The 15,461-nt window shown below is 62.6% G+C and carries 16 protein-coding genes; 7 read left to right on the top strand and 9 right to left on the bottom strand.

Annotation, left to right across the window (positions count from 1 at the left end):
* Positions 1-4: 4 nt before the first annotated feature.
* A complete protein-coding gene (locus IYX23_RS04450; RefSeq protein WP_036241384.1) occupies positions 5-421 on the bottom strand; it encodes an Lrp/AsnC family transcriptional regulator in 417 nt (138 codons plus the stop codon).
* Positions 422-554: 133 nt separating this feature from the next.
* Between IYX23_RS04450 and IYX23_RS04445 the strand changes: the two genes are divergently transcribed.
* Together IYX23_RS04445 and IYX23_RS04440 are read left to right on the top strand one after the other, a co-directional pair.
* A complete protein-coding gene (locus IYX23_RS04445; protein ID WP_196392081.1) occupies positions 555-1,622 on the top strand; it encodes an ornithine cyclodeaminase in 1,068 nt (355 codons plus the stop codon).
* Positions 1,623-1,654: 32 nt separating this feature from the next.
* On the top strand, positions 1,655-2,560 hold the full coding sequence (locus IYX23_RS04440) for an arginine deiminase-related protein (RefSeq protein WP_246716473.1): 906 nt from the start codon (positions 1,655-1,657) through the stop codon (positions 2,558-2,560).
* Here IYX23_RS04440 and IYX23_RS04435 read toward each other — a convergent pair.
* From IYX23_RS04435 to IYX23_RS04425, 3 genes are read right to left on the bottom strand one after another with little or no spacing between them, the layout of a single operon-like run.
* On the bottom strand, positions 2,544-3,101 hold the full coding sequence (locus tag IYX23_RS04435) for a peroxiredoxin (protein ID WP_196392079.1): 558 nt from the start codon (positions 3,099-3,101) through the stop codon (positions 2,544-2,546). The two genes, IYX23_RS04440 and IYX23_RS04435, sit on opposite strands and share 17 nt — an antisense overlap.
* 29 nt (positions 3,102-3,130) lie before the next feature.
* Positions 3,131-3,436, bottom strand: a complete 306-nt coding sequence (locus IYX23_RS04430; protein ID WP_246716472.1) for an antibiotic biosynthesis monooxygenase — start codon at positions 3,434-3,436, stop codon at positions 3,131-3,133.
* A 32-nt stretch (positions 3,437-3,468) separates the two neighbouring features.
* The gene (locus IYX23_RS04425; RefSeq protein WP_246716471.1) at positions 3,469-3,708 is read right to left on the bottom strand and encodes a hypothetical protein; all 240 of its coding nucleotides are present in this window, start codon (positions 3,706-3,708) and stop codon (positions 3,469-3,471) included.
* Positions 3,709-4,110: 402 nt separating this feature from the next.
* Between IYX23_RS04425 and IYX23_RS04420 the strand changes: the two genes are divergently transcribed.
* Together IYX23_RS04420 and IYX23_RS04415 are read left to right on the top strand one after the other, a co-directional pair.
* The gene (locus IYX23_RS04420; RefSeq protein WP_109026154.1) at positions 4,111-4,395 is read left to right on the top strand and encodes a hypothetical protein; all 285 of its coding nucleotides are present in this window, start codon (positions 4,111-4,113) and stop codon (positions 4,393-4,395) included.
* Between the two features lie 18 nt (positions 4,396-4,413).
* Positions 4,414-5,151 (top strand): SOS response-associated peptidase, encoded by a 738-nt coding sequence (locus IYX23_RS04415; protein ID WP_196392075.1) that lies wholly within the window; start codon positions 4,414-4,416, stop codon positions 5,149-5,151.
* On the opposite strand, the gene IYX23_RS04410 is transcribed toward IYX23_RS04415, so the two are convergent.
* From IYX23_RS04410 to IYX23_RS04400, 3 genes are read right to left on the bottom strand one after another with little or no spacing between them, the layout of a single operon-like run.
* Positions 5,121-5,963, bottom strand: coding sequence for a GNAT family N-acetyltransferase (locus tag IYX23_RS04410; protein WP_196392074.1), 843 nt, complete (start codon positions 5,961-5,963; stop codon positions 5,121-5,123). The two genes, IYX23_RS04415 and IYX23_RS04410, sit on opposite strands and share 31 nt — an antisense overlap.
* 53 nt (positions 5,964-6,016) lie before the next feature.
* A complete protein-coding gene (locus tag IYX23_RS04405; RefSeq protein WP_196392073.1) occupies positions 6,017-7,042 on the bottom strand; it encodes a ribose-phosphate pyrophosphokinase in 1,026 nt (341 codons plus the stop codon).
* A gap of 47 nt (positions 7,043-7,089) precedes the next feature.
* Positions 7,090-7,734: an alpha/beta family hydrolase gene (locus IYX23_RS04400; protein WP_196392072.1), complete on the bottom strand. Its 645-nt coding sequence runs from the start codon at positions 7,732-7,734 to the stop codon at positions 7,090-7,092.
* A gap of 306 nt (positions 7,735-8,040) precedes the next feature.
* Here IYX23_RS04400 and IYX23_RS04395 point away from each other — a divergent pair, with 306 nt between their 5' ends.
* The 3 genes from IYX23_RS04395 to IYX23_RS04385 all read left to right on the top strand — a co-directional run bounded on the left by IYX23_RS04395 (position 8,041) and on the right by IYX23_RS04385 (position 10,442).
* Positions 8,041-9,090: a hypothetical protein gene (locus IYX23_RS04395; RefSeq protein WP_246716470.1), complete on the top strand. Its 1,050-nt coding sequence runs from the start codon at positions 8,041-8,043 to the stop codon at positions 9,088-9,090.
* Positions 9,091-9,097: 7 nt separating this feature from the next.
* Positions 9,098-9,769, top strand: coding sequence for a phosphoribosyltransferase family protein (locus tag IYX23_RS04390; protein WP_196392071.1), 672 nt, complete (start codon positions 9,098-9,100; stop codon positions 9,767-9,769).
* 103 nt (positions 9,770-9,872) lie between these two features.
* Positions 9,873-10,442: a L,D-transpeptidase gene (locus IYX23_RS04385; RefSeq protein WP_124737527.1), complete on the top strand. Its 570-nt coding sequence runs from the start codon at positions 9,873-9,875 to the stop codon at positions 10,440-10,442.
* Here the strand turns inward: IYX23_RS04385 and yidD are convergent.
* Entirely contained in the window at positions 10,439-10,795 is a 357-nt protein-coding gene (gene yidD / locus IYX23_RS04380) for a membrane protein insertion efficiency factor YidD (protein WP_196392070.1), read from the bottom strand. The two genes, IYX23_RS04385 and yidD, sit on opposite strands and share 4 nt — an antisense overlap.
* A gap of 382 nt (positions 10,796-11,177) precedes the next feature.
* On the bottom strand, positions 11,178-15,359 hold the full coding sequence (rpoC, locus tag IYX23_RS04375) for a DNA-directed RNA polymerase subunit beta' (RefSeq protein ID WP_196392069.1): 4,182 nt from the start codon (positions 15,357-15,359) through the stop codon (positions 11,178-11,180).
* Positions 15,360-15,461: the final 102 nt, after the last annotated feature.

Genomic DNA, 15,461 nt, shown 5'->3' with positions numbered 1-15,461 from the left:
GCGTTCATGCGGGCGCAAGCAGCAGGCTCGTCTCGCTTCGCGCGATGCCCTCGATCATTCTCACGCCCGACAGCACCCGATCGAACTCCTCGAGATTGGCGCACTCGATTTCCGCGATGAGGTCGAACGGCCCGTTGGTGCTGTACAGCGTGTGGATCTGCGGGAGCCCGCGCAGCGCCTGAGCGACGCGACGGGAATTCTTGCCGGAGACTTCGACCATCATGATCGCCCGGATGCGATCGGATGCGGAAGGATTTTTCAGCCGAACCGTAAAGCCCAGGATCACGTCGGACGCGATGAGCTTGTCGAGTCGGTTCTGGACTGTCCCGCGCGAGACGCCGAGCGCCTTGGCGAGCTGGGATAAAGAAGCGCGCGCGTCGGTCCGCAGCAGCGCGATCAGTCGATGGTCGAGATCGTCCATGCTCATATCTCTGTCGAAACGGTCACTATCTATGACCGAAATGACAAAACTCCAGCTTTTTTGCCAATTTATGGCGATTTTGATTAGCGGAGCCGCGTTCTAGTCTCTCCGCCATGCACTGATTGGAGAAGGTATGGTGACGTTTCTCAGCGCGCGAGATATCGCCCGCATTGTTGGAGAGGTGGGCGCGCGACGCTTTTGGTTGCGGCTCGTCGACTATCTGCGTCGGGACTTTATCCGCTGGGACGCATTCGAGAAGTCGCCGCGCTACGCGAGCCATTCGGCGCGCGGCGTCCTCGAACTGATGCCGACGAGCGACGGCGAGGCCTTCGGCTTTAAATTCGTCAACGGTCATCCCGGCAACACGCAATTCAATCTGCAGACCGTCGTCGCCTTCGGCGCGCTCGCCGACGTCGAGACCGGCTATCCGACGCTCCTCGCCGATATGACGCTCGCCACCGCCTTCCGAACCGGCGCCACTTCGGCGCTGGCGGCGGCGCATCTCGCCCGGCCTGACAGCAAGACGATGGCGCTGATCGGCCTTGGCGCTCAATCGGAGTTTCAGGCATGCGCCTTTCATGCCGTTCTTGGCGTTGACCGGCTTCGCGTCTTCGATGTCGACCCTGACGCCGTCGAGAAGTTCGAGCGCAACATGGCCGACTTTGGCCTGACGATCATTCGATGCGCCAACGCGCGCAGCGCCGCATCCGGCGCAGACATCATCACGACGATCACGGCGGATAAGAAATTCGCCACGATACTGGCCGACGATATGGTTGGGCCTGGGACCCATATCAATGCGGTCGGCGGCGACTGTCCAGGCAAGACCGAACTGGCGCGCGACCTGCTGCTGCGCGCCGAAATATTCGTCGAATATGCGCCGCAGACGCGCAGCGAGGGCGAAATTCAGCAACTCGGCCCAGAGCATCCGGTGACGGAACTGCGGGAAATTCTCGGCGGTCATCGGCCCGGGCGCACCTCCAAAGACGCGATCACGATCTTCGACAGCGTCGGTTTCGCCATCGAGGATTTTTCGGTGTTGCGCCTGCTGCGCGACCTTGCGCGGGAGACGGGCGTCGGCCGCGAGATCGAGCTGATCGCTGAACCTGCAGACCCGAAGGATTTGTTCTCATTGCTGCATCCGCTCGAGGCGGAACAGGAAGACGTCGCAACTCTCGTAAGGACGGAACAGCCCGCATGATCGACGGACGTGCAATGCAAGAGAGTTTGCTGATGAACGTCGACGCTGAGTCCGCTGTGTTGAGCGACGCGCCGCGGAGGGAGGCGCGCGCGGCTGCGCCTGCGCGTCGCGCGCTACTGATGTGCGCGCCCGACTATTTCGGCGTCGATTACATCATCAACCCGTGGATGGAGAATCAGATTGGGCAAGCGGCGCTTCCGCGCGCGAAGGCGCAATGGGAGAACTTGCGCGGCAAGCTGGCGGCGCATAGCGATATCGCCTTCGTCGCGCCGACGCCCGGCCTGCCGGACATGGTCTTCACCGCCAATGCCGGACTTGCGATCGGCGACACGGCCGTCGTGAGTCGTTTCAACGCCAAGGAACGGCGGCCCGAAGAGCGTCTGTTTTGCGAATGGTTCGAAGCGCAAGGCTACTCGATCGCGCCCTGGCCGGAGAACGTCCCGTTCGAGGGCGCCGGCGACGCGCTTCTCGATCACGCGCGGGACATTGTCTGGTGCGGCTATGGCTGGCGCTCAGGCGAAGCGGCGCCCAAACATCTTGAAAAAATCTTCGGCCGACGCGCCGTCGCGCTGAGGCTCGTAGACCCGCGCTTTTATCATCTCGACACCTGCTTCTGCCCACTGAGCGGCGGTTGGCTGATGTATTACCCGGATGCCTTTGACATCGCGTCGCGGGAAGCGATCCGCGCCATCGCGCCAGCGGAGAAGCGGATCGAAGTCGGCGAGAAAGACGCGCTCGCTTTCGCCTGCAACGCTGTCGAAGTCGCCGGGCGCGTGTTCCTCAACGCCTGTTCCGACGATCTTCGTTCGCGCCTGACTGACGCGGGATTCACGCCCGTCGTGACGCCGCTTTCGGAATTCATGAAGGCGGGCGGCGCCGCGAAATGTCTGACGCTGCAGTTGCCGGGCGCCGCGTCCGCGGTTACGCCGCAGGGATAAGCGTTTCGCCGCCGACCAGCCGGCTGCAGGGGCAGAGCGCGCCGGTCTGCAAGGCGTCAAGGACGCGCAGCGTATCGTCCGGCGCGCGGCCGACGTCGAGATTCGTCGCATAGACATGTTGAATGACATTGCCAGGATCGACGACGAAGGTGGCGCGATAGGCGACGCCTGAAGGCGCGCGCACGCCGAGCCCATCGATCAGATCGCCCTTCGAGTCCGCGAACTGCCAGATTGGCAAGCTCTTCAGATCACGGTGGTCGCGTCGCCAAGCGAGCTTCACGAACTCATTGTCCGTGGAGCCGCCGAGAACGACGGCGTCGCGCTCGGCGAAATCCTTCGACAAGCGCGCGAAGGCCGCGATTTCCGTCGGACAAACGAAGGTAAAGTCCTTCGGATAGAAGAAGATGATTTTCCACATGCCTGGGAAGCTCGTCTCGCTGAGCGTTTCGAAGGCTGTCTCGCCGTTTTCTTCGATCTCGTTAAATCCCGGCTTGACGCCAGTCACAATGAAAGGCGGTATGCTGTCCCCAATTCCCAACATGTCTTTCTCCTAGAAAACGCCGTCGGCGCCTATTGCGGATTGCTTCTGGAGACAGTCGCGTCGAATTCCTCCAGCCTCGAGGCGCAGCGCGGTCCAGCGCCGCCGTTCGGCGGGCCATAGAGTTCGGCGCGTCGCCAATCGAGGAAGCGCTCTTCCGTCTCCCACATGGTCACCGAGAAATAGAGCACGTGCGGACCGCTCTCCTTCCCTCGATGGAATTGAAATCCGATGAGACCGGCCGCTTCCCGCAGCCGGACGCTTGTCTCTCGCCAAGCCGTTTCGAATGTTTCCTCGCAGCCCTTGACGACCTTGAACTGGTTCGAGGCCATGAACATCGCGCGCTCCTTCTTTCCTGTTGCCGAATATTTCATGGCGCATGTAGCGCATGCTGCTGCGCGCGACGCGTCAGCGCGATGAGCGCGGCAAATTCGTCACATCTCTTGCGCATGCATTCATCCGGACAGGAAAGCGCATAGTGGCTGCGCAGCGCCGCGAGCCCATAGCCGGCGAGTTCGACTTCATCGATCGACAGTCGAACCGAGTTTTGGTTCATCGCGTCGGCGAGGATCGAATCAATGCGTTTTCTCTCTCGCGCCAGATCGCACATCATTCTCTCCTTGAGGGCACGGAACATCACGCGTGGGGTTGCGCGCCTGATTTTTGCTCGAGGGTTCGATGCTGAAAGTCTCAGCGGCGCCGCGTGCATGGTATAAAGATTTAACAGGCGACTTCCTGCGTCAATACAATTGATCATTCATCGGAAGTCTTTCAGAAAGTGCTCTTTGCAGCGTTCTTATTTGCGAAATATTCCAATTAGAAGGAAGACGAAACAAGTGCTGCGCGTCGTCATCGAGCGCTCCGGCTGTGGCCTTATCGAGGCCTCGTTCTGGCCGGTGGCTTCACGACAGGGCCATCGTTCTGGCGCAAATCTGGGTTCATTCGGCGATGCGCCGCGAAGGCTTGGCTTCAGCGCCAACGCAGCGAGAAGAGTGTGAACAAGGGAATGAAAATGCACAGCATCGCCACGCCCCGCCGGGTCAAGAAAGCCCTCGTCCTTGCGACGCTTCTGACGGCCTCAATGCCGCTTTATGGCTGCTACACGCCCGCGGAACGCGCGCTCGGCGGCGGCGTCATCGGCGGTCTGGGCGGCGCCGGCATCGGCGCGCTTGCCTCAGGCGGACTCGCCGGCCCGACGCTCGCCACGGCGGCGGTCGGCGCAGCAGGCGGCGCGATCATTGGCGCCGCGACGGCGCCGCGCCCATATTATTACCGCCGTCACCGGCACTACTACTGAGACAGGACGGTCTCGCCTATGTGCGGGCGCTTCACGCAGCATCTCTCCTGGGAGGAACTCCAGCGGCTTGCCGATTTGATCGGCCAGCCGCGCAATCTGCAGCCCCGCTACAATGTGGCGCCGACGACGATGATCGAGGTCATCCGGCCGACGCCGGCGGGAAACGAACTTGTCCAGATGCGCTGGGGCTTCGCGCCCTCCTGGTGGAAGAAGCCCCTGCGCGAACTGCCTGCAACCTTCAATGCGCGCGCCGAGACGGTCGCCGAAAAGCCGATGTTCCGTTCGGCCTTCGCATCGCGGCGCTGCATCATCCCGGCGTCGGGCTTCTATGAATGGACCGGAGCGAAAGGCGCCAGGACTCCGCATTATTTCACGGCGCCCGACGGCCGCCCGCTCGCCTTCGCCGGCCTGTGCGAGAGCTGTCGCGACGTCGAGAGCGATGCGAAGATCGACTCAGCGACGATCATCGTCGGTCCAGCGAATGGCTGGATGCGCCGTTTCCATGATCGCATGCCGGTCATTCTCGACTGGCGCGACGCGAATGCATGGATGTCGGGCGAGGATCCCGGGGCGTTGCTCGGCGCGCCGCCCGACGAGGCTCTGCGGGAATGGATTGTGTCGCCGCGCGTCAACCGATCGGGCGAAGCCGACGACGATCCGACGCTGATTGCGCCGAGCGTCACAGCCTCTGATCTTATCGATCGCCTCGGCGCCCTGTCCGGTGATTACCCGAGCTCGAAGGTCGTGACGCCGTAGCAGCGCTCGATGCGTCCCGGCGGCGTTCCTTCCGTATACATGCGCGCGGTGTCGAACACGGCGGTCATCCGGCGTCGCTGCGCCAGCGCGATGGCGGCGGCGTTTGCTTCGGGCGTATCGAGAAACACCGGCGCACGCGCGGCTCGCGCGCATAAGCCTTGAAACAGCGCGTCGGCGATTTGCAAATCATCCGCGAACAGCGGCCCGATCTTGTAGCCGTCGCGACACGCGCGCAGCACGCCATAGCCGGCGAGCCGGCCTTGCTTCACCATTGCAAGCGCCGCGCTCTGCGGCTGAGCGATCCAGCGCGAAAGAAAATTCGGCCGCGACGTCGGAAAGACCGTTTGGTCATAGCGCACGATCTCGTCGAAGGGGACGTCGGCCAATTCAGTCACGTCGGGAGGCGCTTCGCCGCCGCCGACGCATCGATGACGTATGTTGCGATAGGCAAATTTGAATCCGTATCGCGCATAAGTCTGCTGAAGGTCGATCGCGGCGTCGAGCCCGACATTGCGCCCCTGCACATGCCGCAGTGCGACGTTCAAGAGCCGAAGGCCGACGCCCTGTCCACGATGAGCCGGACGAACGATGAAGAGCCCGACATAGCCGAAGGACTCGTCATAGACGACGGCCGAGACGCAGCCCAGAGGCTCGCCCGCGCGTTCGGCGATGAAGAATCCTGTCGGATCGACGGCGTAGAAACTCTCCGCGTCGTAAAGTCCGGGATTCCAGCCCTCGGCCGCGGCCCAATCGAGCGCGCGATCAAGTTCGCTCTTGGACATTCGGCGAATGACGATGTCTTCCAAGTTCATGCGAGGCTTGTGGCGCGAGTCGCTGCAGGACGCAACCAAAGCGCGCCCGGCGGCTAGGGCCCGTCCTCCAGAAGCTGCGTGATCGAACCATTTGCGTGCAGGCGTCTGATCGCTTCGGCCAGGAGACCGGCGACGCTGACCACAATCAACCGGTCGCCAAGCTCGGCCGCCATGGACGGTTGCCGCGGCGCTGTATCGGTGATGATGAGCTGATCGATCGGCGCGTTCTTTAGCGCGGACGCAGCCTTTTGCGAAAAGACGCCGTGCGTCGCCGCGACCCAGACGCGCGCCGCGCCATTGCCGCGGCAGGCCGCAGCGGTGCGCGCCACCGTGCCGCCGCCGGCGATCAGGTCATCGATGATGATCGCGGTGCGATCCTTGACGTCGCCCGCGAAAATATCGCCAACGACATGGCCTTCGCTTCGGTATTTATCCATGAAAGCCTTGGCGACCGGCCGCTTCAGCATGCGTTCAAGCCGCAGCCGAAAAATCTCCGCGCGCTTCTCGCCGCCAAGATCGGGAGAGACGACGGCGACAGGCCTGTCCCCGATATTGGCCAGGACATGACGCGCAAACAGCGCCTGAGCGTCAAGGTGAATCGTCTCGCAACGAAAGGCGTTCTGAAAAGCGGCGATGTTATGTACGTCGACGCAGACCACGCGGTCTGTTCCAAGCGCTTCAAACAGCTGCGCGACATAGCGCGTGGTGACCGGATCGCGGGGCTTGGTGCGCCGGTCCTTGCGCGCGAAGCACAGATAGGGCGTGACGGCGGTGACGCGCTGAGCGCCCGCGTCCTTCAGCGCGCCGATGAAGAACAGCAGTTTGCACAGCTTGTCGGCGCTGCTCGCGACCTCGTCGCCATTTAGGGTGAAAACGACGTAGCAGTCGCGGCCGCGCACATTTTCGAGCGGCCTGATCTTATATTCGCCGTCTTCGAACTCGCGGTCTTCCAGCGGCGCGAGCTCAGCGCCAAGCAATTGTGCGACGTCTTCGCCAACGGATATGCTGGCGCCGAGCGCGAATAGCGCGAGGCTGCTCTCCGCTTCGCTCGGCGGTTCGGTCAGCGCCATCGTCATCATTTTCAAACCTTCTGCTTAAGAAAAATTTGGCATGTGTTATTCCTGGGTCACGCCTGAGGCGCGCTAAGATTCTCGACAAACCATTTGGTCGCGCGCTCGACGGCGCTTTCCAATGTGCCGGGCTCCTCGAAGAGATGGGTGGCGCCGGGGACGATGTCGAGACGGTTGTGGCATCTGAGCAGCTGCTGCGCGCTGCGATTGAGTTCAATCACGCCATAGTCCAATCCGCCGACGATCAGCAATGTCGGCGCTTGAACCCGCCGCAGCGCGTCGCCTGCAAGATCAGGCCGACCGCCGCGCGAGACGACGGCGGCGACGCGTGGTTCGTCGGCCGCGGCGACGAGCGCGGCGGCGGCGCCCGTGCTCGCCCCGAACAGCCCGATGGGCAAGCGAGCGGCGTCACTTTCTGCCGTCCAGGCGATCGCCTCGCCGACGCGCGCGCCGAGCAGTTCAATGTCGAAGACGTTGCGCCGGAATTCGCCTTCCTCGGCGGTGAGGAGGTCGAACAACAAACAGGCGAATCCCTGCGCGACGAGTCGCTCGGCGACATATCTGTTGCGCGGACTAAAGCGCGAGGAGCCGCTGCCATGCGCAAAAATGACAAGTCCCAGTGGCGATTGAGGCAGGTACAGCGAACCCTCCAATCGATGGGGGCCGATTGCGACGTCGGCGGTCGTAAAGTCGCGCGTCATAGGGACCTCGTGCGGATTGGACGTTTCAGCCTACATGGCGTCCTACATGGCGCCGCAGTATGAATCTTCTTCTGGAGAAACCGCTCAGCCCTCGCCATATTCCCTTAAGGACGCTCGCTTGTGAGAGGGAGGTTCATGCTAACGCAGCGGCAGATCGATTTTCAGGGCCTTGAGCGGCCATCCGAGCGCAAGAGAGGATCATGCGCATGATCGAAAAGCTCGAAGTTCGCTTTGAACGTGGGACAGCCTGCCACGGCTTGGTCGAAGGCCGCGGCCCGCAGCAAATCGACCGCGGCGATGGAGTCGATGCCCGATAGCGGAGCGAGCGCCATTGGCGACACGGGCTCGCCCGCAACTGCCGAGAAGGTTCGATTTCTCAGTACGCCCGGAGCCTATTCGCATGCGCCGGCGTCGGTGGCCGTGCTGGAAACGCATATGTCCTATGTCTTTCTGGCAGGCGAAAAGGTCTACAAGCTCAAGAAGCCGGTTCGCTATCCCTTCCTCGACTTCTCGACGATCGATGCTCGCGAACATAATTGTCGCGAGGAGGTGCGTCTCAATCGCCGGCTCGCGGCCGATGTGTATTTGGGCGTCGCGCCGCTGACTTATAGCGCGGAAGGCGGCATTGCGCTTGGCGGCAATGGCGCGGTCATCGACTGGCTTGTCGAGATGCGCCGCCTGCCGCGCGACGCGATGCTCGACCGGCTGATCGCCGAAGATCGCTTGAGCGCGGCGCAGATGGACGCGCTTTGCGACACATTGGGGAATTTTTATCGCGGCGTGGAACGCTCCTCGATCAGCGCCGAGGATTATGCGCTGCGGTTTTTTCGCGAGCAGGAAAAGAATCGAGACGTTCTGACGCGGCGGGATTTCGCGCTCGACCATGGGCGCACGCCCGTTCTGCTCGACCTTCTCGACGCAAGACTGGCGGCCAGCCGATCAGAATTGCAGCAGCGCGCCTTTCAGGGCCGGGTCGTCGACGGGCATGGCGACTTGCGCCCGGAGCATATCTGCTTTCGCGACCCCATCGCCATATTCGACTGTCTGGAGTTCAACGCCGAACTGCGCCAAGTCGATCCCTTCGACGAGCTTGCCTATCTTGGCGTCGAATGTGCGCTGCTTGGCGCGAACACGCTGGGCGTCGAACTCGTCGATAAAGTGGCGCAGCGCCTCTCCTGCGACCCCCCGCGACGCCTGGTGTCGCTTTACGCGGCTTGGCGCGCGGTGCTGCGCGCGCGGCAGTCTGTGGCGCATCTTCTCGATGATTCTCCACGTGAGCCAAGGAAGTGGGAGCCGCTGGCGACGCGCTATCTCGATCTTGCGCAATCGGCGCTCGCCGCCGACAATCGAAGGTGAGGGCGCCATGACTTTTTACGACCGAACCGACGCTGGCCATCGCCTTGCCGCCGAGCTTGAGAAATTCAAGGGCGAGGATGTTGTCGTCTTCGCTCTGCCGCGCGGCGGAGCGCCCGTCGCAGAGCCGATCGCGGTTTTGTTGAAGGCGCCTCTCGATCTCGTGCTCGTCAGGAAAATTGGCGTGCCCTTCCAGCCGGAGCTGGCGATGGGCGCCGTGGCGGATGGCGGCGCGCCGATCATCGTGCGCAATGAGGACGTGATCGCCATGGCGGATGTGAGCGAACAAGAGTTTGAGAGGGTGTGCGCGCGTGAGCTGGAGGAGATCGAGCGGCGCCGGCAGCTCTATCTTGGCCGCCGCGAGCGACCGGAGGCGAAAGGGCGTATCGCCATTGTCGTCGACGACGGCGTCGCCACCGGCGCGACGACGCGCGCGGCGCTGCGCGCCGTCCGCGCCCGCGCGCCGAAGAAGCTTGTGCTGGCTGTGCCGGTCGCGCCTCCAGATGCGCTGGAGTCTCTTGGCGCTGAAGTCGATGAGATCGTTTGTCTTGAGACGCATCGCGCATTCGGCGCGATCGGCTTTTTCTACCGTGATTTTCGCCAGATCAGCGATGATGAAGTGATCGAGATCCTCAATCGATGCGCAAAGAAGGCCGGGGACGCGTCGAACGCGAGGATCTGAGCGGCCGAACCGAACGTATCTGACCTATGTCGTCGATGTCGTCGACCCGAAATCAGCCGTAATCGCCCAAAAAGCTCTCTCCGCGGCTTTTGGGAGATCAACCATGCGCCAAAACAGCGGATCGATCATTTTTGCCGCGCTTCTCTTCACGGCGGCCCCGGCGCAGGCGTTCGACAGCCCGATCAATCGCGGTCCGCTCGCCGACTTCCTCAATGTGTTTCGCGAGCAGGCGATACCGCGGCAGGCCGTCTATTGGCGTCATCCGGAATTCAAGCGCGGCACGGTCGTCATCTCGACCAAGGACCGTCGGCTCTATTACGTGCTCGGCGATCGACGCGCGATTGAATATGGCGTCGGCGTTGGCCGAATGGGCTTCACCTGGTCCGGCGTGAAAACGATTTCGCGCAAGCGCGAGTGGCCGGACTGGAGTCCGCCGCCGCAGATGCTCAAGCGCCGACCGGATTTGCCGCGCCATATGGCCGGCGGCATGGAAAATCCGCTTGGCGCGCGCGCGCTCTATCTCGGCTCGAGCCAATATCGCATCCATGGCTCCAACGAGCCGGACACGATCGGCGCCGCCGTGTCATCGGGCTGCATCCGCATGACCAACAAGGACGTCGTCGATCTCTACAGTCGCGTTAAGGTCGGGACGAAAGTCGTCGTGCTCAATTAAAGTGAGCTGGAGTCTGTCTCGCGCTCAGACTCGATCGCTTCGCAAACCGGGCGCTGGCGCCAGACGCCATAGCGCCAGGGCGTGAGCGGGCTGGCGTCGGCGCGCAGTGTCTTGGGCACGGGGTCGAATCCCGCGCCGCCGCCCGGACGGCAGCGGCAGATGCGCGCGAACCCCATCCAGCCGCCAGCCCAAAAGCCATGTTTCGCGATGGCTTCGTCGGCGTATTCGGAGCAGGTGGGCGCATAGCGGCAGAAGCGTCCCGCAAAGGCCGAGAAGGTGACGCGGTAGACGAAAATCAGCGCGCGCGCCGCGCGAGCGGGGAGGGACAGAGAGGAGGACAGCAGGGAGGACACGGACAGCAATCTATGGCGTCGGCCACACGATCGGAAGGGTGGAGCGGTCGCAGGCCAGGGGAATCGGGTGAAGGATTGTCTTCCTCACCCTCATCCTGAGGAGCCGCCCGCAAGTCGGGTTTACCCGACTTGCGGATTTAATGTCGATCTCGGGCAGGCCCGAGATCGAAGGCGGCGTCTCGAAGGACGAGGGTGAGAAAAATATGCGAAAACGGGCTTCCTCGTCCTTCGAGACGCGTGCTGCGCACGCTCCTCAGGATGAGGAGCCCTCCACTTTATCGCCCTGGGTCGCAGGGCGGGAACTCTCAATGTAAACCCCAGTGCGTCCCACAAAAAAGGCCGCCCGGAGGGCGGCCTTTTCGGTCTCAGTGTGTAGGCGATCTCATTCCGCAGGCGGCAGCGCCGGCGCAGGCTCGGCCGCTTCGGCGCCGCGCTGCTCGATGATGAGCTCGTCGCGCCCGCCCGCCACGGCGCGGAACTTGGACATCGCAGCGCCGGTGCCGGCCGGAATGAGCCGGCCGACGATGACGTTTTCCTTGAGCCCGACGAGCGGGTCGATCTTGCCGTTGACGGCGGCCTCGGTGAGGACGCGGGTCGTCTCCTGGAAGGAGGCGGCCGAGAAGAAGGAGCGCGTCTGCAGCGAGGCCTTGGTGATACCGAGAAGCACCGGCGTGCCCGTCGCAGGCTTGCCGCCATTCTCGAGCGCCTTGGCGTTCGCTTCCTCGAGCTCCAGCTTGTCGACCTGCTCGCCTTCGAGGAAGCCGGTGTCGCCCGGATCGACGATGTCGATCTTCTGCAACATCTGACGCACGATCACTTCGATGTGCTTGTCGTTGATGTTGACGCCCTGCAGCCGGTAGACCTCCTGGATCTCGTTGACGAGGTAAGCCGCAAGCTCCTCCACGCCCTTGATCGCCAGAATGTCGTGCGGCGCCGGATTGCCGTCGACGATGTAATCGCCCTTCTCGACGACGTCGCCATCCTGAAGATGGATATGCTTGCCCTTCGGGATCAGATATTCGACCGGATCCGCGCCTTCCTCGGTCGGCGTGATGGTGATGCGCTGCTTGTTCTTGTAGTCCTTGCCGAAGGCGACCGTGCCGGAGATTTCCGCGATGATCGCGTGATCCTTCGGACGGCGCGCCTCGAAAAGCTCCGCGACGCGCGGCAGACCGCCGGTGATGTCGCGGGTCTTGGCGCTCTCCACCGAAATACGCGCGACAATGTCGCCGGCCTTCACCGTGCCGCCGGGTTCGACGGCGATGATCGAGTCGACGGGCAGCAAATAGCGAGCGTCGCCGCCACGAGCCAGTTTGACGATCTTGCCGTCGGGGCCCTTGATGACGATCGACGGCTTCAGGCTGGCCGAACGCAGGTTGAGGCGGTAGTCCATGACCATGCGCTTGGTGATGCCGGTCGATTCGTCGACCGTCTCCGACATCGATTGCCCTTCGACGAGTTCCTCGAAGCCGATGACGCCGTCGACTTCGCTGATGATCGGACGCGTGTAAGGGTCCCACTCGGCCAGTCGCTGGCCGCGCTTCACCTTGTCGCCCTCGTCGACCTTCATTTTGGCGCCATAGAGGAGGCGGTTCACCGCCCGCTCCTCGCCATTCGGGCCGAGGATCACGATGGCGACGTTACGCGCCATGACGATGAGGTCGCCGTCCGAGTTGCGGGCGAGATGGCGATTGCGCACATGCACCTTGCCCTCGAAGTTCGACTCGATGAACGACTGGTCAGCCAGCTGCGCCGCGCCCCCGATGTGGAAGGTGCGCATGGTGAGCTGCGTGCCGGGTTCGCCGATCGACTGCGCCGCGATGACGCCGACGGCTTCGCCCATGTTGACGGGCGTGCCGCGCGCGAGATCGCGTCCATAGCACTTGCCGCAGACGCCGTTCTTGGCCTCGCAGGTCAGGACCGAGCGGATCTTCACCTCCTGAATGCCGGCGGCGTTGATCGCCTCGATGTGCTGCTCCTGAATCATCTCGCCGGCCGGCACGATCACGGTCTTGCCGTCCTGCGACATTAGAGGCTCCGCCGCGGTGCGGCCGAGGATGCGTGATGTCAGCGAGGCGACGACCTGTCCCGCGTCGATGATCGCGCGCATGCGGATGCCGTTCTGGGAGCCGCAGTCGGTCGACGAGATGATGGAATCCTGCGCGACGTCAACGAGGCGGCGCGTGAGATAGCCCGAGTTCGCGGTCTTCAACGCCGTGTCGGCGAGACCCTTGCGGGCGCCGTGCGTGGAGTTGAAGTATTCAAGGACGGTGAGGCCTTCCTTGAAGTTCGAGATGATCGGGCTCTCGATGATCTCGCCCGAGGGCTTGGCCATCAGTCCGCGCATCGCCGCGAGCTGCTTCATCTGCTGCGGCGAGCCGCGCGCGCCGGAATGCGACATCATATAGATCGAGTTGATCGGCATGTCGCGGCCATGCTCGTCTTTGCTCACCGACGAGATGCGCTGCATCATCTCCTCGGCAAGCTTGTCGGTGCACTTCATCCAGGCGTCGACGACCTTGTTGTATTTTTCGCCCTGGGTGATCAGGCCGTCGTTATATTGCTGCTCATATTCCTTGGCCGCCGCGCGCGTCTCGGAGACGATCGCCTCCTTGTTTTCCGGCACGACCATGTCGTCCTTGCCGAAGGAGATTCCCGCCTTGAAGGCTTCGCGGAAGCCAAGCGACATGATGCGATCGCAGAAGATGACCGTCTCCTTCTGACCGCAGTTGCGGTAGACGGTGTCGATCATGTTCGAGATTTCCTTCTTGGTCATCAGTCTGTTGACGACGTCGAAGGGAATCTTGTCGTGTCTCGGCATGAGCTGGCCGAGCATCATGCGGCCGGGCGTCGTGTCGAAAATCTTCGATACGCGCTTGCCCCTCTCATCATAGGTCCAGGCGCGGCCCTTGATCTTGGTGTGGAGCGTGACCGCCTTGGCGGCGATCGCGTGCTCGATCTCGCCCTGGCTCGAGAAAGCCATGCCCTGTCCGGGTTCGCCGTCGCGCTCGAGCGTGAGATAATAGAGGCCGAGAACGATATCCTGCGACGGCACGATGATCGGCTGACCATTGGCCGGGTGCAAAATGTTGTTCGTCGACATCATCAGCACGCGCGCTTCGAGCTGCGCTTCGAGCGACAGCGGCACGTGCACGGCCATCTGGTCGCCGTCGAAGTCGGCGTTGAAAGCGGCGCAGACGAGCGGATGCAGCTGGATCGCCTTGCCCTCGATCAGCACCGGCTCGAACGCCTGAATGCCGAGACGGTGCAGAGTCGGCGCGCGATTCAGCAGCACCGGATGCTCGCGAATGACCTCGTCGAGGATGTCCCAGACTTCCGGCTTTTCCTTTTCGACGAGCTTCTTCGCCTGCTTCACGGTCGCCGAATAGCCCTTGGCGTCGAGACGCGAATAGATGAAGGGCTTGAACAGCTCGAGCGCCATCTTCTTGGGCAGGCCGCACTGATGCAGCTTCAGCTCCGGACCGACGACGATCACCGAGCGGCCGGAATAGTCGACGCGCTTGCCGAGCAGGTTCTGACGGAAGCGGCCCTGCTTGCCCTTCAGCATGTCGGCGAGCGACTTCAGCGGACGCTTGTTGGCGCCCGTGATCACCCGTCCGCGGCGGCCGTTGTCGAACAGCGCGTCGACGGCCTCCTGCAACATCCGCTTCTCATTGCGGATGATGATGTCGGGCGCGCGCAATTCGATCAGCCGCTTCAGACGATTGTTGCGGTTGATGACGCGGCGGTAGAGATCGTTCAAATCCGAGGTCGCGAAACGGCCGCCGTCCAGCGGCACGAGCGGACGCAGATCCGGCGGAATGACCGGAACTTCCTTGAGGATCATCCATTCGGGACGATTGCCCGACTGCAGGAAAGCCTCGATGATCTTGAGGCGCTTGGCCAGCTTCTTGGGCTTGAGCTCGGTCTTCGCTTCGGAGATCTCGATGCGCAGCGACGCGGCGATCGCTTCCAGGTCCATCGACTCAAGAAGTTTGCGGATCGCTTCCGCGCCGATCATGGCCGTGAACGTGTCCTGGCCATATTCGTCTTGCGCGCGCATATATTCGTCTTCCGACAGCAACTGACGCTCTTTGAGCGGCGTCAGGCCGGCGTCGAGGACGATATACGACTCGAAATAGAGGATTCGCTCAAGATCCTTGAGCGTCATGTCGAGCAACAGGCCGATGCGCGAGGGCAGCGACTTCAGAAACCAGATGTGAGCGACGGGCGCGGCGAGCGAGATGTGGCCCATGCGGTCGCGCCGCACGCGCGCGAGGGTGACCTCGACGCCGCACTTCTCGCAAATGACGCCCTTGTATTTCATCCGCTTATATTTGCCGCACAGGCACTCATAGTCCTTGATCGGACCGAAGATGCGCGCGCAGAACAGACCGTCGCGCTCGGGCTTGAACGTGCGGTAGTTGATCGTCTCGGGCTTTTTGATCTCGCCGTAAGACCAGGAAAGAATCTTCTCCGGGCTTGCGATCGAAATCTGAATCTGGTCGAAGGCCTGCGTCGCCACGACCGGATTGAAGAGATTCATGACCTCTTGCTGATTCATGGTCTTCTCCTAGGGCGCTGCGAATGCGGCTTCGAGCCTTTTTCCGCGCGCCGTGAAATCCTCATTCAGACCGTCACCGCAAGACGCGAAACGGCGAAGCAA

Origin of the sequence: Methylocystis sp. L43 (assembly GCF_015709525.1) — a bacterium.
Classification (GTDB): domain Bacteria; phylum Pseudomonadota; class Alphaproteobacteria; order Rhizobiales; family Beijerinckiaceae; genus Methylocystis.
The sequence above is the reverse complement of the archived record's forward strand: the minus strand, read 5'-3'. Positions and strand labels throughout refer to the sequence as shown.

Bases quoted from the DNA above. Each gene is read 5' to 3' on its own strand.
- IYX23_RS04420 (WP_109026154.1), top strand. From the start codon at position 4,111: ATGCACAGCATCGCCACGCCCCGCCGGGTCAAGAAAGCCCTCGTCCTT.
- IYX23_RS04385 (WP_124737527.1), top strand. From the start codon at position 9,873: ATGCGCCAAAACAGCGGATCGATCATTTTTGCCGCGCTTCTCTTCACG.
- IYX23_RS04400 (WP_196392072.1), bottom strand. From the start codon at position 7,734: ATGACGCGCGACTTTACGACCGCCGACGTCGCAATCGGCCCCCATCGA.
- IYX23_RS04430 (WP_246716472.1), bottom strand. From the start codon at position 3,436: ATGTTCATGGCCTCGAACCAGTTCAAGGTCGTCAAGGGCTGCGAGGAA.
- IYX23_RS04435 (WP_196392079.1), bottom strand. From the start codon at position 3,101: ATGTTGGGAATTGGGGACAGCATACCGCCTTTCATTGTGACTGGCGTC.
- IYX23_RS04445 (WP_196392081.1), top strand. From the start codon at position 555: ATGGTGACGTTTCTCAGCGCGCGAGATATCGCCCGCATTGTTGGAGAG.
- rpoC (WP_196392069.1), bottom strand. From the start codon at position 15,359: ATGAATCAGCAAGAGGTCATGAATCTCTTCAATCCGGTCGTGGCGACG.
- IYX23_RS04395 (WP_246716470.1), top strand. From the start codon at position 8,041: ATGCCCGATAGCGGAGCGAGCGCCATTGGCGACACGGGCTCGCCCGCA.
- IYX23_RS04425 (WP_246716471.1), bottom strand. From the start codon at position 3,708: ATGTGCGATCTGGCGCGAGAGAGAAAACGCATTGATTCGATCCTCGCC.
- IYX23_RS04390 (WP_196392071.1), top strand. From the start codon at position 9,098: ATGACTTTTTACGACCGAACCGACGCTGGCCATCGCCTTGCCGCCGAG.
- IYX23_RS04405 (WP_196392073.1), bottom strand. From the start codon at position 7,042: ATGATGACGATGGCGCTGACCGAACCGCCGAGCGAAGCGGAGAGCAGC.
- IYX23_RS04440 (WP_246716473.1), top strand. From the start codon at position 1,655: ATGAACGTCGACGCTGAGTCCGCTGTGTTGAGCGACGCGCCGCGGAGG.
- IYX23_RS04450 (WP_036241384.1), bottom strand. From the start codon at position 421: ATGGACGATCTCGACCATCGACTGATCGCGCTGCTGCGGACCGACGCG.
- IYX23_RS04410 (WP_196392074.1), bottom strand. From the start codon at position 5,963: ATGAACTTGGAAGACATCGTCATTCGCCGAATGTCCAAGAGCGAACTT.
- IYX23_RS04415 (WP_196392075.1), top strand. From the start codon at position 4,414: ATGTGCGGGCGCTTCACGCAGCATCTCTCCTGGGAGGAACTCCAGCGG.